Annotated in this window: 13 protein-coding genes and 3 pseudogenes; 7 read left to right on the forward strand and 9 right to left on the reverse strand. The window is 69.2% G+C overall.

Features of this window, described 5'->3' with window-relative positions:
- Window positions 1–89: 89 nt before the first annotated feature.
- Window positions 90–461 (reverse strand): hypothetical protein, encoded by a 372-nt coding sequence (locus ACFV3R_RS11145; protein WP_385579164.1) that lies wholly within the window; start codon window positions 459–461, stop codon window positions 90–92.
- A 414-nt stretch (window positions 462–875) separates the two neighbouring features.
- Window positions 876–1,226: a helix-turn-helix domain-containing protein gene (locus ACFV3R_RS11150; RefSeq protein ID WP_385579167.1), complete on the reverse strand. Its 351-nt coding sequence runs from the start codon at window positions 1,224–1,226 to the stop codon at window positions 876–878.
- 343 nt (window positions 1,227–1,569) lie between these two features.
- Between ACFV3R_RS11150 and ACFV3R_RS11155 the strand changes: the two genes are divergently transcribed.
- From ACFV3R_RS11155 to ACFV3R_RS11165, 3 genes are all read left to right on the forward strand, one after another.
- The gene (locus ACFV3R_RS11155; RefSeq protein WP_385579170.1) at window positions 1,570–1,881 is read left to right on the forward strand and encodes a beta-Ig-H3/fasciclin; all 312 of its coding nucleotides are present in this window, start codon (window positions 1,570–1,572) and stop codon (window positions 1,879–1,881) included.
- A gap of 157 nt (window positions 1,882–2,038) precedes the next feature.
- Entirely contained in the window at window positions 2,039–2,350 is a 312-nt protein-coding gene (locus ACFV3R_RS11160) for a hypothetical protein (RefSeq protein ID WP_385579173.1), read from the forward strand.
- 486 nt (window positions 2,351–2,836) lie between these two features.
- Window positions 2,837–3,250: a helix-turn-helix domain-containing protein gene (locus ACFV3R_RS11165; RefSeq protein WP_385579889.1), complete on the forward strand. Its 414-nt coding sequence runs from the start codon at window positions 2,837–2,839 to the stop codon at window positions 3,248–3,250.
- 107 nt (window positions 3,251–3,357) lie between these two features.
- Here ACFV3R_RS11165 and ACFV3R_RS11170 read toward each other — a convergent pair whose 3' ends face one another.
- Window positions 3,358–4,119 carry an SDR family oxidoreductase gene (locus ACFV3R_RS11170; protein WP_385579176.1) on the reverse strand — a complete coding sequence of 254 codons (762 nt, stop codon included), beginning with the start codon at window positions 4,117–4,119 and terminating at the stop codon, window positions 3,358–3,360.
- Window positions 4,120–4,307: 188 nt separating this feature from the next.
- On the opposite strand from ACFV3R_RS11170, the gene ACFV3R_RS11175 reads away from it, so the two are divergent.
- Entirely contained in the window at window positions 4,308–5,180 is an 873-nt protein-coding gene (locus ACFV3R_RS11175) for a helix-turn-helix transcriptional regulator (protein WP_385579179.1), read from the forward strand.
- An 81-nt stretch (window positions 5,181–5,261) separates the two neighbouring features.
- Here the strand turns inward: ACFV3R_RS11175 and ACFV3R_RS11180 are convergent.
- The 3 genes and pseudogenes from ACFV3R_RS11180 to ACFV3R_RS11190 all read right to left on the reverse strand — a co-directional run.
- Window positions 5,262–5,475, reverse strand: a pseudogene (locus tag ACFV3R_RS11180) (Tn3 family transposase); the annotation flags it as partial.
- A gap of 215 nt (window positions 5,476–5,690) precedes the next feature.
- Window positions 5,691–6,033: pseudogene (locus ACFV3R_RS11185) on the reverse strand (transposase family protein); the annotation flags it as partial.
- A 168-nt stretch (window positions 6,034–6,201) separates the two neighbouring features.
- A complete protein-coding gene (locus ACFV3R_RS11190; RefSeq protein ID WP_385579182.1) occupies window positions 6,202–6,519 on the reverse strand; it encodes a hypothetical protein in 318 nt (105 codons plus the stop codon).
- A gap of 71 nt (window positions 6,520–6,590) precedes the next feature.
- Between ACFV3R_RS11190 and ACFV3R_RS11195 the strand changes: the two genes are divergently transcribed.
- Window positions 6,591–7,430 carry a LysR family transcriptional regulator gene (locus ACFV3R_RS11195; RefSeq protein ID WP_385579185.1) on the forward strand — a complete coding sequence of 280 codons (840 nt, stop codon included), beginning with the start codon at window positions 6,591–6,593 and terminating at the stop codon, window positions 7,428–7,430.
- Between the two features lie 377 nt (window positions 7,431–7,807).
- On the opposite strand, the gene ACFV3R_RS11200 is transcribed toward ACFV3R_RS11195, so the two are convergent.
- Entirely contained in the window at window positions 7,808–9,745 is a 1,938-nt protein-coding gene (locus ACFV3R_RS11200; RefSeq protein WP_385579188.1) for a BTAD domain-containing putative transcriptional regulator, read from the reverse strand.
- A gap of 111 nt (window positions 9,746–9,856) precedes the next feature.
- On the opposite strand from ACFV3R_RS11200, the gene ACFV3R_RS11205 reads away from it, so the two are divergent.
- Window positions 9,857–10,735 carry an alpha/beta fold hydrolase gene (locus ACFV3R_RS11205; RefSeq protein ID WP_385579191.1) on the forward strand — a complete coding sequence of 293 codons (879 nt, stop codon included), beginning with the start codon at window positions 9,857–9,859 and terminating at the stop codon, window positions 10,733–10,735.
- Between the two features lie 527 nt (window positions 10,736–11,262).
- Window positions 11,263–11,910 (forward strand): annotated as a pseudogene (locus ACFV3R_RS11210) (alpha/beta fold hydrolase); the annotation flags it as partial.
- Here the strand turns inward: ACFV3R_RS11210 and ACFV3R_RS11215 are convergent.
- Window positions 11,900–12,508, reverse strand: a complete 609-nt coding sequence (locus ACFV3R_RS11215) for a SpoIIE family protein phosphatase (RefSeq protein WP_385579892.1) — start codon at window positions 12,506–12,508, stop codon at window positions 11,900–11,902. The pseudogene ACFV3R_RS11210 and the gene ACFV3R_RS11215 overlap by 11 nt on opposite strands.
- A 492-nt stretch (window positions 12,509–13,000) precedes the next feature.
- A complete protein-coding gene (locus ACFV3R_RS11220; protein ID WP_385579194.1) occupies window positions 13,001–13,615 on the reverse strand; it encodes an AAA family ATPase in 615 nt (204 codons plus the stop codon).
- Window positions 13,616–13,643 lie beyond the last annotated feature (28 nt).

Here is a 13,643-nt window from a genome sequence, read left to right on the forward strand (position 1 = left end):
ATCAACGCCAACCCCCTACTGCCATGGTCATTCCTCGCCCATACCGGCCTGACCATCCACCCACCACACCCACCGAACTTACGAAAAGATCAGTAGTAGCCCGGCCTGAAGGGGTTGAGGCCCAGCGTCTGCGAGTCAGAGAGGCCCACGATAGCCTGCCGCTGCCGGGCGTCTCGGTTCTTGATCCAGGTGTTGTACTTTGCGTCCGCAGTCGGCTGTGCCAGCCGCTTCGGCTCCGACTCCGCGAAAGCCTTCTTCCTCGCTTCCGCGTCAGCCGCCGCCTGCTTTCGCGTCTGCTCGTGCACCTGGGGGTCATCCGACTTCCACCACGCCGGCACCTCCGACGCAATGCTCTCCACGCCGGTCTCCGTGGTGGGCTCATCGTCGGCGAACGCTGGCGTACCAAGGCAGACAGCCGCGAGGGCGCCGCACACTACGGCCGTGGCCTTCAGCTTCTTCACAGGGGTCAGCCTTTCGTCCGGGCACGGGCATGTCTCGCCCGTGATCAACTCACCTTGACTGAACGACCGGGCCACCGAGGGGACACGCAGAGAAGCTGCGTCGGCCCCTGCGTTTGATCACTTCGGTGACCGGCATGTCGACCGAGTAGGGCAGCCGGCATTCTCGCTTCGGGAACCAGGACACGAAGTCGTGGCTGCGACGGCGTTACCCTCCCCCATGGCCGACCGGGACAACGCAGCGGCCTTGCCGTTGGAGCCGGCGGTGCCGGCGGTCGCGGTCAGGGCGGTGGCCAGGAGGAGGGCGGCGAGTCCGGCGCTGCGGGCGGTGGTGGGTCTGACCCTGCCCCTGCCGGCCGCGCCCGGCTCATCGCCGGGGTGCACCGGTGCATGGTCCGCGGCGACGCCGGGAGCGGGCTATGCCTCGGTGCGCAGGGCTCCACGGCATCCCAAGCAGGCCCGGAAAGCAGCGCAGTCAGGACGCCAATCAACGCAACGCCGCGTCCTCCGCGGCTTCGGTGGATCTGCTGTCTTCGATGCGTCGGGGTCCTCCTTCCACCCCTCCTCAGCCGCTTCATGAAGCGCCAGAACCCGTGCCGGATCGACGCCGACGACCCGCGCCAGCTCTTCCATCGCCTGCCGCGGCGGTAGCGCCTTTCCTTTGAGATAGCGCTCCCAGGAGGCACGGCTGTAGCCCGCCTTGGTGTGCGGCGAAGAGAGGCTCAGCCCACTGTGATCCTTGAACCGTGCAGTTGAACGACGAATCACCGCACCCGCTCATCAACCGAATGGGATAACACCTTCCAAAATGGCATGTTCCACCCCATATCATTCAACAATCCGGTCGAGCATCAGAATCATCTGGCCTTGGGGTCCATTACAGGTGACCTTCGGTCAGCTTGCCTGCTTGTCCACACGCCCCCTCCGTGTCCCAGCCCGTCTCACACAGGGCGGCATCCCAGCAGGTCAGCACGTGGGCCGTCCCATGAAGCCCTCAATCCAATGCGGTTCCTGGCGGCCGGACACCGGTCCGTCGCAGTCTCAATGGTGCAAGCCGGGCGGCGCGGTCCACCCCGCGCTGCCCTCACCTCTACGAGACGGGACACACCCCATGAACCTTCTGCGCAAGCAACTGGCCGTGGTGAGCGCGGCCGCGACGGCAGCCATCGGCGGCTTGATCATCGGTGCACCGGCCGCCCAAGCAGCCGGTGGCACCGCGCCCGCCTGCATCACTCGCGTGGTGAACGGTACGCCCGACGGCTTCTCCGTCTATCTCGACAACAACTGCGGCAAAACCATGCGGGTGAAGGTGATCGTGGACTCCGGGGGCGACAGTCCGTGCTTCACGATGTCGGCCGGTTCCAGCCGGTTGTGGTACTACACGGGCGTCTTCGGACAGTACGGGCGAACCGTCACCTGCTGAGAACGACGGCCGGGTCACAAGGCGACCACAGGTCGGCCGGCACCACAGAAGGAAAGTCACCGGCGAGGCGCTGGCTTCAGCACCGCCTCGCCGGTGATGCAAGTCGGGCGGCGTAGTCCACCCCGCACCCCACCCCCACCAGTACAAGGAGGACCTGATGAACTCTCTGCTGTCCCGAACGGCGATCAGCACTGCCATCGGAGCGTGTCTTCTCTTCACCGGCGCCGCCGCCGCGTCTGCGGACACTGTCATCCATCAGGCAAGCGCTGGCGGTACTGCGCCCGCCTGCATCACCCGCGCCGCGTCCGATCTGGGAGGTTTCGTGTATGTAGGTAACCACTGCGGGAAAACGATGCGAGTCAAGGTCATCATCGATTTCGGACCCGACTCGTCCTGTTGGAAGCTGGCGCCGGGGCAAGTAAGCCGTCACAACTATTACGGGTCCTACGGCAGGACCGTCACCTGCTGATGCCTGCCATTTGGATTCGTCCAAGCCTGATCAGCGCAGCATCCGGTCGTCCTGAGCGCCGTACGACCACCGTCCGGTAGCCGGTCCTGCTCGCTGCGGTCCCGCTCAGGCACCCCGCCGGGCCGTATCTCTGGCGTAGCCCACCCCGCGCCCCGCGAGAGAGGGTCGGGGGTACTCAGCGCCGCGACGAACCGAGACCACTGACCGCCCGCCCGTCGTCAAACGATGGCGCCCTCAGGTGATCAACGCCACCCACGGATGATCATGTGATCGTGGAGGCACGGGTGCGTGACCACGGGTTCTCGCCAGCTCAGCAGGACCGAGATAGGGAAACGCTGGCGCGAGGGGCAGTCGTTCAGCATGATCGGGCGGGCGCTCGGGGCGCCGATGCCGCACGCCCGTCGGTTCCTGTACCAGAGCGGTGGCGTCCGCCTTGCTCTGCAGGCGCGGTCATAACGGCATCTGAGCGGCAGCGAGCGCGAGGAGATATCCCGCGGCCTCGCCGCCGGGGAGTCGGCCCGGCAACTGGCCAAGCGGCCGGGCCGATCTCCTTCGACCATCTCGCGCGAGATCGCCCGCAACGGCGGCCGGGACCGCTACCGAGCCGCGTCGGCCGATGCGGCCGCCTACGAGCGCGGGCGCCGCCCCAAGCAGGCCGAACTTCCCCAGCAACCTGCTCTACGCGCTCTGGTAGGACCTGCACGAGTACCGCCACTCCCCCTGACCCACCTCGGTGAGCAGGGCGCCTCGCTGCTGATGCTGATGTCGAAGTCCCGGCACAAGAAGCCGGAGAACGTCCGCCCGCTACTTCAAGCTTTCACCAGAGGCGATCGCCGAACTCACCGGCCTGCTCGACCTCGGAGACATCCGCCGCTGAACCGTCGACACCCGGCAGGGTAGGCCGCGGGGACGGGGCCGTTCGGAGGCGGGGTTCGTATTCAGGACGCGCGGGTGCCCGTTGGCCGCTCGGGGGCGATGAGCGAGGAGGCTGCCGGCGGGGAAGGGCTTCAGCCTTGGCGGCTGGGGAGCATGGCCAGGGCCTGGGAGCGCTGTGCGACGAGGTCGTCGTAGGTGCCGTCGCGCTCGGCCCAGCGGTGCATGAGGACGGCCTTCACGAGGATTTCGTGAGGGGTGGGGTTCTCCGAGAGCAGGTGCATGACCTCGGTGGCGAAGTCGTCGAGCGGCAGTGCGTGCGGGTTGACCTTTTCCTGGCCTGCTGTGGCGACGGCCGGGGGGACGAGTTCGACGACGCCGACACCGGTGCCGTCGAGCTGCGCGCGCAGTGCCTCGGAGTAGGCGTGCACTGCGGCCTTCGAGGCGGCGTAGCTGGGCATGGGCGGGAACGGCAGGAAGGCGATTCCGGAGGTGACGGTGATGAAGGTGCCAGTGCCCCACTGGACCAGGTGGGGGGTGAAGGCGTCGATGACTCGGATGGTGCCGAGCAGGTTGGTGTCGATCGTCGTCTCTGCCACCTCGAAATGCGCGGGGTCGCGCAGGTCCTCCAGGAGCATGACCCCCGACATGGTCACCACGGTGTCCAGCTCGGGGTATCGGGCGAGCACGGCATCACGAAATGACGCGACGGAGGCACTGTCGGTGACGTCGACACCGAACGTGCCGAAACCTTCCCCGGCAAGTTTCGAGAGTGCCTCCGGGCTGCGGCCGGCAACGGCCACGGTGCTGCCCGCTGAGGTGAACCGGCGGGCCAGCTCTCGCCCGATACCCGAGGTTCCACCGACGATGAGAACGGTGCGGTTGGAGAGATCCACGAGATCTACCTTTCAGACCAGGGCGCCGACGGCGTTCAGGCCCGCGGCGCAGACAGTGATGTTCTCTGTTTCCTTGAAAACGGTGCCACCACAGTCTTGACGGCATTCGCTGGATGTGGCAGGCCCCCGTTTTCCCTGGTCCTGTCAGGGCCCCCTCTGAGATGCGCGCACCGCATTACGGTGTCGGTATGAAGGATGAGGAATCCGGCAACCGGCTCGGCAGCTACCTTCGTGCCCGGCGTGAGCTGGTCTCCCCGGCGCAGGCAGGACTTCCACCCGGCGGCAACCGCCGCGTGCCCGGCCTGCGCCGCGAGGAAGTCGCCCTGCTCGCCGGAATCAGTCCCGACTACTACCTGCGCCTGGAACGGGGCCGTGACAAGAATCCCTCGACCCAGGTGCTCGAATCACTCGCGCACGTCCTGCAGCTCGACGACATCGAGCGGGCCTATCTGCACGGCCTCGCGGCGGCACGCCCCAGGGCGCGGCGCCGCAAGCGGCCCGAACATGTACCGGCGCGGGTGCACGAGCTGCTCGCCCACCTTGAGATCCCCGCGTTCGTCGAAGGGCGTGCGTTCGACGTCCTGGCCTCCAACCCCATGGCCGTCGCGCTCTCCCCCCGCCTGCGGCCCGGCCAGAACCGGCTTCGTTCCCTCCTCCTTGATCCCGAGGAACAAGCCTTCCATCACGACTGGACGAAAGCCACCGCTGACTTCATCGCCGCCCTTCGCACCACCATCGGGGACGACACCGACAACCCCCGGTTCGTCGAACTCGTCGGAGAGCTCGCACTGTCAAGTCAGCGGTTCCGCACCCTGTGGGCCCGCCACGACGTCCGCAGTCTCGACGGAGGCACCGCCACGCTCCACCACCCCGTCGTCGGTGAACTACGCCTCCACCGCGACAAACTCCCCATCGACGACGTCATCCTCGTCGTCTACTACCCCGACAAGGACAGCGACAGCGACGAGAAACTGCGGCTCCTCGCCGCACTCTCACACACCGAGTCCGCCACCACAGCGCACGACAGGCCGGCGAAGTCCCCGCGCCCGGAGAAACCTTGACGAATACGCGCCGCCCCGGCGTCGCAGCCGGAACGCGCGCGCCACGGGTTCATCCACCCGCGAGATCGCCCCGGGCTCTGATCACGAGCCGTCTGCGTCGTCCTTGTCGCGCAGCGGTCGCAAGCCCCCCGGGCAGCTCGGGGAGTTGGAAGGAGTACCGGCCGAGCATGTTGATGTGGTGCCGCACAAACGGAGAGAGGCGAGCCACGTCCTCATCACGGACATCGAAGCCGTCCGCGCGCAACTGGTTCACCGCGGCGTCCATGTACCTGGTGTTGAAGAGCACGAGGGCGTTAAGGGGCCCGAGCAATATGCCCGCCGGGGCCGCGTGGTCTGGCACCGCACCTCGCGGCCTTGCCGAAAAGCCCTGGTAGCTCCGCTACGAGAACTCTCCGGCGCCTTGCGATGCACCGCACCGGACCACGCGACCTCATCGGACGCTCATATGGCAAGGACCCCTGAGGACCAGGCCCAGGGCGCCGATCTGGTCCTCCGGGCCCGTCACATGAGACGGAAGATGCGCCAGGACTTCAGTCTCGCGACGCTTCGTTCGACTGGCGCCCGCGCCGCAGACAGGGCCTGGTTCATCGTCTGCTGGGTCGCGGTGAGGACCTGGTGCGGGAGCCGTCTGACCGGCGTGGTCACCCAGGAGCCGGCGCCGATGTAGGCGCGGTCGGCGAGAACTGGAATGCCGAGACCTTCGCAGATCCGGATGACGCGGTGGGTGCGGGCCACGGTCAGGCCGTGGTCTGGCCGGGAAAGGCGGGCGAGATCCACAGCACCTGCCCGCGGGGCCGGCCACGACCTGCACTTTCACCCCGTGACGGCGGTGCTTCCGGGAAAAGTCGGCCCGGCTGGCTCGCACGCCCGTCTGCCCCGGTGATCCCCTCGGCGGTCTGGCGCGCGGCAGCCTCATCCGCGTCGAGGACCGCAACCGCCACACCGCGGACGGCGAGACCGTACGCGATGGCGCGTCCGATCCCGCCGCCGGGCCCAGCGGCCAGGCCGACCCTGGAGTCGCTCACGCCAGCGTCTCGTGGTTCGCCCACGCCGCCTTGAACGGGTAACGGGTACGCCAGGCGTCGAAGACCTCGCCGACCTCAGGCGCGGCAAACAGGGCTCCCAGCGCCTCCACGTCGGCGGCGCCGAGCTGGACGACGGCCGTGGCGATGAATGCCGGGATCTGCTCCTCGCCAGGGACCGGGATATGGCGCTGTGCAGCGAACGTCTGGAGCACGCCGGTCCCCTTCGCGGCCTCTTCGAGGTCCGCGAGGTACTGGTTAAGCTCGGATTCGGGAATCGGTTCGGTGAACTGAACGAACATGGTGTGTTGCAGCATGTTCCCATATGACCACCGGGTACCCAGCCTCGTCCAAGACCTCTTCAGCAGGTTTTTGATAACCTGGAGGAATGGATCTTTTGGAGATCAGGGAGCTACGGCACTTCGTCACCGTTGCCGAGGAGCTGCACTTCGGCCGTGCCGCCGACAGACTCGCCGTGGCGCAGCCCGCGCTGTCGAAGACCATCAAGCGCATCGAGTCCCGGCTGCACGTCACTCTCTTCGACCGCACCAGCCGCAGCGTGGTGCTGACGCCCGCGGGTGCCGCTCTGCTGGAGCACGGTCGGCATGCGCTGAACGCGATGACGGTCGCCGTGCAGAACACCCAACACGCCACCGGTGACGCACCGCTCAGGTTCGTGATCAAGCCAGGAGGGGATGCGGACCTGCTCTCCGGAATCCTCGCCGCCTATGCGGAGCAGCCCGGCGCCCGACGGGTCGACATTCTCTTCAGCGGCGCCACTGACCGCACCGATCATCTGCATGACGGGCGCGCCGACGCGGGCCTGCTCTACGCCCCGTTCGATGACCTCGACGGGCTGGCCACCGAGACCCTCCATGTCGAGGACCGGGTGGCCATCCTCCCCGAAGAACACCGGCTGGCCGGGCACGACATCGTCTCTCTGGGTGACCTCGCTGACGAGACCTTCCCGCGGTGGCCGGGCGTCCCCGGCAGCGGAAGCGGTCCCGAGATCACCGTTGCCAGTGAACTCATCGCTCTGGTCCGGATCGGCCGCGTCGTCGCCGTCCTGCCTCGCTCACTCATCACGCCAGTTCCGCCGGGCATCGTGTGCGTCCCTGTCCCCGACGCGGGACCGAGCCGCATCGTCATCGCCCGCCGGGACGACGACCACCGCGACCACGTCACCGCACTCATCGCTGCCGCCGCATCACTGCGTCATCGGACCTAGGCCAGCCTCCTGCCTGCCGAGTTGGCCCTTGTGCTGAGTACGGAGGGGCGGGCGGCGGGGATGGACCGTGCCGGACGGGCCGTGGGAGACGCAAGGCCGCGGCTGCCGACGGCCCGAGTCCGTGCGCAGGCAGCGGGGCCTTGAACACCGACCGTGAGGTGGGCTTCGTGGCGAACGCCTAAGTGTGGACAGCGGATGCGCCCGGCGGTCCTTACCCCGCGCTTCGAGACGTCGAAGTCGACTGTGCACCAGGGGGCATCGTCTGGTCGAGAGCCAGGGCTTGAAGCCGAACGCATCAGAAGATTCCACGACGACACCCTGTCCGCGGGGCCATGGGGTGAGCGCGTACGGGCGCCGGGTTCACGGATCGCAGTCGCCTACCCCGCTCCTGCGCATGCCTCTGCCTCAGCCAGGTACCGCGCCACCGGGCCCAGGGTCAGCATCCCGCTGGCGGCGCCGGCGTGTTCTGCACGGGCGTCTCGCAGAGCAGACGCAGCGCGTGCGGCGGTTTGGCGCTCGCCGAGGCGTACGGCGGCGCGGGCGGTCAGGCACCACATGGCCTCCTGCATGTGGTCACGGGGTGGTTCGGGGGCCGCGGCGAGGGCGGTACGGGCCTGCTCACCCAGGCCCTGGGCGAGCAGCACGAGGGGGCGCGTCCAGGGGGTGTAGGGACCCCAGTCGAGGTGTGGGTCGGTGGGCGCCGGCCGGTCATGCAGCAGGCGCAGTCCCAGTAGGGCGAGCGGGAACAGGCCGCGGTGCAGCCCCGGCATACCGGCCGTACGGAGGGCGTCCTCGGCATGGCGGTAGTGCGCTGCTGCCGTGGCGGCGGTCGGTCCGCCAGGTTCGGTGCTTCGGGCGGCTGTGGCCCGGGCCCTGAACCACCCGGTGAGGATGGGGACCAGGGGTGACTCGGTGGTGGAGGCGAGTTGGTCGGCTGCATGGGCGTGTGGGGCTGCGGCGTCGAGGTCTCCGAGGGCCGAGGCGGATTGCAGGCGGACGAGCCGGCCGAGCAGGGCGAAGTTCGGCAGCTGGTGCCGGGTGGCCAGGTCGAGGATCTCGGCGCCGGTCCTGTCTCGCGCCGCCGCGAGCCCGGGACGTGTGAAGGACTGCAGGAACACCCCGTTGAGGGCGAAGGCCAGTAGGGCCGGATCGGACAGGTGCCGTGCCAGTTCCTCTGCCTGTCGCGCCGCCTGCTGAGCTCGTTCCAGCTCGCTCCCGGACAGATCGGCGCTGCGACTCTCGACGGCGACCGTGGCCAGGAGGCGGGCACGCAGGTCGGCGGGGCCGTCCGGGCCGAGCCTGGTGAGGGTGCGTTCGGCAGCTTCGACGACGGCGCGGGACTGCTCGAGGTCGTCGGCACGGCTCCAGATGGCGGGGACGTCGTAGGCACCGATGGTCCGGGCGGTCAGAGAGAGGTCTCCCGTGCGTTCCGCCGCATGGATGGCGGCGAGGCGGTCGCGCCGAGCGCGGATGAGTGCGTCGCCACCCGCCAGCGCGAGAGTGCGGGCCAGATCCGTGGTGGTGCGCGGACCGAGGCGGACACCGTGGCCCGTCCACGCGGTACGTGCGCCTCCCGAAGCCGCCGTCCCGTTGAGGATGTCCGTCTCCAGCCGCCGGAGGCCGGCTCCGGGGTCGAGTCCGAGCTGGTCGACGAGGGTCGTGCGGGCGCGGCGGAGGATGGCCAGTGCGTCGCCGCGGCGGCCCGCGCGGTACAGCGCGCGGGCAAGCAGCTCCCAGCCCTGCTCGCGCCAAGGATGCTCGGCGACATGGGCGCCCAGTTCGGCGACGAGGTCGGCCCCTCCCCCGGAATCGAGGAGGATGTGTGCGCGGAGCTCCACCCCCTCCAGTCTCAGCTCCTCCAGTCGGGTCCGCTCGCGCTGCGCCCAGGCGGAGCCGGTCACATCCGCGTAAGCGGGTCCGCGCCAGGTCGCGAGTGCCGCGCTGAGGTCGGTCACCGCGTCGGGGTTGCGGCGGGCTCGGGCCAGGGCGTCCTGGAACCGATGGACGTCCACGTCATCGCGCGGCAGGCGCAGCGCGTAGCCGGGCCCTTCGGTGACGATCACGCGCGGCGGATTGCGGGGCGGCCGGTCGGGTTCGAGGGCGCGGCGCAACGCGGCGACGAACGTACGCAGAGCGCCCACGGCGCGGGCGGGCGGATCGGTCCACAGGTCGTCGACAAGGGTGTCGGTGGTGACCATCCGTGCCTCGGCTGCGACGAGCCGGGCGAGTACCTCACGATGGCGGGGCCCGCCCAGGTCAACCGGGCTGCCGTCGTCGTGGAGGGCCCGCACCACACCGAGCACGTCGATTCGCATGCCCCCATCCTCCGTCCCAGGGGCCGGCTGCGCCCAACCGTACTGATCGGTTGCTGATCGCCGTCGCCCAAGCTGCTCCGGTCAAGCCCCCGACCCGAAAGGTGGTCCCTCATGACGCTCACCATTCCCGGCTTCGAACAAGTCCGCCTGCCCGGTGCGGACGGTGTGGAGCTGGCCGCAGCTGTCGGCGGCAGTGGGAGCCCGGTCGTCCTGTTGCACGGATTTCCTCAGACCCACCTGATGTGGCGACACGTTGCCGAGCGGCTCGGCGACGAGCACACCGTGATCTGCCCTGACCTGCGGGGTTACGGCGCCAGCGACAAGCCTGCGGCCACCGGCCCCGATGTGTACGCCAAGCGCACCATGGCCGCGGACGTCGTGGCTCTGGCGGCGGCGCTCGGCCACGAGCGCTTCGCCCTCGTCGGGCATGACCGAGGCGCCCTGGTCGCCTTCCGAGCAGGGTTGGACCATCCTGAGACCGTCACACACCTGGGCATCCTCGACATCGTGCCGACGCTCGACATGTGGAACGTCCTGCACGGTGCCTCCGCGGCGGTCGGCTACCACCTCTTCCTGATGGCGCAGCCGCCGGGCCTGCCGGAGGCGATGATCGCAGGCAGTGCAGACGTGTTCTTCGGCTCGTTCCTGGACGCCTGGGCCAACGATCCGACCGCCTTGCCCAAGGAGGTGCGTGCCGAATACCTGCGCGCGAGCGCGGCGGCGGTGACGTCGATCGTCGCGGACTACCGGGCCTCGGCGGACATCGACGTCATCCACGACCAGGCGGACCTGGACGCCGGGTCGCAACTGGCCATGCCCGTGACGGTCGTCCAGCAGGACTGGGGCGCGCAACTGGGCTACGACGCTGCGGGTGTGTGGAAGGCGTGGGCGCCGGACCTGGACCACCGGCTGACCCGCGCCGGGCATTTCATGGCCGAGGAGGCACCCGAGGAGGTCGCGGCGGCGATCCGGGACCTGCTGGCCCGCTGAGCCTCCTGCTTGCGACTCGTCGGCTGGGCCACGCCGGCCGGCGAGTGCCAGGTTCTCGGCGCCCAGCAGTCTCTTCTTGCGCCGGGTACCCAGGAAACGCCAACCGGCCCGCACTGGGCAACGAACGTTGCCTGGTGGCCGGGCACGCTGCCCCACGGCGGACCGGACCGCTGGGGGCTGGTGTTCGCCATCTCATGAGGCCGCAGACGTCCGTACCGGTAGGCCGCGCCACTCGTCTCGTAGCCCTCATGGGCGACTGATGTGGCCGCACGGTCGGTTCGTTACGGGCGGGACAGGACGCGCTTGTGGACGCGCAGGCCACCGACATACCGGGGCAGCAACAGCGCTGCCTTGTCGTCGCCGAAGCACGGGCGGCGTAGCACGCGGCTTGTCCGAGGGGCGGGGAGCGTAACGCCGTACTCCTTCGGCAGCGGCAACAGCGCCTCCGGGGCGGGTCTGCTCGGCCGGTCACGATCCGGGACAGCGTGCTGGGCGGGAACGCCGTTCCAGCCTCGCCGCCGTCCCCTGCTCTTCTCCACCCTGGGGTCTCCCGCGCCGTCGGCCTGCTGAGCGTCCCCTGCGCGCCGCCCGGCGGCCCCCGTCCCAGCGACGTCTTCGACCAGATCGGCGGCCCTGAGCAGGAGTTCTACATCTCCTGCTTCCAGGAGACCGACCGTGCCGAGGCGGAGATCGAGTCCGTGTCCGGGGGGTGGCTCGCGGGCTTCTACGCCGCCTTGTCCGCCGACACCATGCCCCAGGGCGAGTCCGACCCGCACTTCGTCGCCCGCGGCGGCCGACTGCGCGGCCGCTTCCCCACAGGGGTCCTCCCGAACTGGCTGTGCGAGGACGACCTCGATGTCTACGCCGGGGAGTACGAGGACACAGGGGCCACCTGCGCACTCAACCGCTACCGCAACAGGGACCGAGACTGGGAGGACCTGGCCCCGCACCAGCCGTCCCTGTTCATCGGCGGCAGCCTGGACGCCTCCACCACCTGGGTGTCCGACGCCATCGACGCCTGTCCCACCAGCCTCCCCACCCTGTCGTCCTCCCATCTCTTGGACCGCTGCGGCCACTGGATCCACCAGGAGCGCCCCCACGAGGTCAACCATCTGCTGGTCGACTGGCTCACCACCCTCCAGCCAGAGCTGCGGGACCCGGTGGTCAGGCCGTAGCGGCTCGCGAGCGAGGAGAAGCGGGAGGAGGACGTGGCGGCCAGCGCATGGCCGCCCTCCTGGTTGCGTTGCTGACGACGATGCGCGAACACCGGTTGCAGACCACCATCGCATCGTGGAAGCCGAAGTGTTCTCGCGCGGTCTGAGCCGGTGGCGAAGCGTCTTCACCTCCCCGCCCCTGACCGGTGTCCGGAGCGGGTGTGGTCGGGGTGGTTGTGCGGGAGTACGCGCCCGAAAAGCGGCGCTGTTCACAGCGGTTCACGCACGGCAAGAGGGCCCGGCCGCTTTGTGCGACTGCCGGGACGACCTCGCGGGGGTGCTCGGCGGCGGTGTCACGGAGGACGGCGGTCAGGTCGACGTCGGCTGCTGCGCGTTCCTGCATGCCGTCGGTGTAGAGGATGAGGTGGTCGCCGGGCCGCAGGTCGAGTTCCGGTACCTGGCAGGTGGCGTGGTCGGAGCCGAGCCCGGGCACGCCGAAGGACAGGTCGGAGTGGAGGTTCTTCCCGCAACCGCGACTCCGCTCACAGCCACACTCCCGGTCGGGAACCGCGTCCGCTGCGCAGCGGAGGCGTGGGCGTGGGCGTGGAGCTGCGGGAATGGGAGGGCTTGGCTCGAAGGTAGGGCACCCGGAGGTCCGGGGCCGGCAGGCCGCCCCGCCGGCCGCGCCGCGGCTGACCCCTCGGGCATGGACGAGAGCGGATCCTGGAGACTACGACGACGTCCGGGCCTTCCTCCGCCCGGAGTGAGAGCTCGTCCCGCGGGTCGGCCGGCGCTGCCGCTGTTCGGACCAGCTTCTTGTACACCTCACACCTTGGTGACGCACTGTGGCCGGGGAGGTTCACCGTGGCCGGGGACCGGGCGGTGAAAGAGGGCACCGGGTCCCAGTCGCCGACCGGGTGGGGGGAGCGTGTGAGCCGGCCCTACCCGGTCATCAGAGCCACACACCGCCCCGCCCGGGGCGGAGCCGGGTCCAGGACGGGTGGGAGGGCGACGGTGGTGCGCGGGCAGACGCCGGCCCGCTTGGTCATCGCCTGATCTTCGACATCGCCCACCGGGAGGCTGACCTGATGGAGTTCGCTCGGAGCCCTTGTCAGGAGTTGCGGATGGAGTCGTTCGTATCGGTGATGGTGTCGCTCAAGTGGAGTAGGTAGGAGCCTGCCGTGATGCCTTGCAGGATGCTGCCGGCGGTTGCCTCAGCGGTCAAAAAGCTTGAATCCAGGACATGAGCCTCATACGCACCCAGGTTGCTGAACTGGCCGTGCAGTGAGCGGATCGGCTCGGGGTCGGTCAAGGCGTCGCCGGCCCGGCTCGTTGCCCGTTCCACTGTGGTGCGCTGGTCCGGCCGGAGGATGACGTAGCTCAGCGGCAGGTCCCGCTCCCGGGCCGTCGCGCGGAAGGATTCGATGAACCAGGGCCCGACGACGCCGTCGCAGATCACCTGGTAGCCGCCCTGGGCATAGCCGAACGCTGCTGCGACCAGTACCTGCACCACCACCCGGTTCTGCTCATGTGCTTCGGGCAGGTAAGGCGCGATCCAGCCTCGCTTGATGTAGCGCCAGAAATCGTCGCTGTGCAGGTGGACGCTGTGGGGCAGGTGATCCGCCAGCAGGTGCGCCACGGTGCTCTTACCGGCTCCAGGCGGCCCGGTCAGGACGATCACCTGGCCACGGCGAGAGGATGCCCGAGGCAGGGGCGGTGTGTTCATGCCGCCACCGTGCCACGCTCGACCAGCA

Source organism: Streptomyces sp. NPDC059740, assembly GCF_042733155.1.
Classification (GTDB): Bacteria; Actinomycetota; Actinomycetes; order Streptomycetales; family Streptomycetaceae; genus Streptomyces.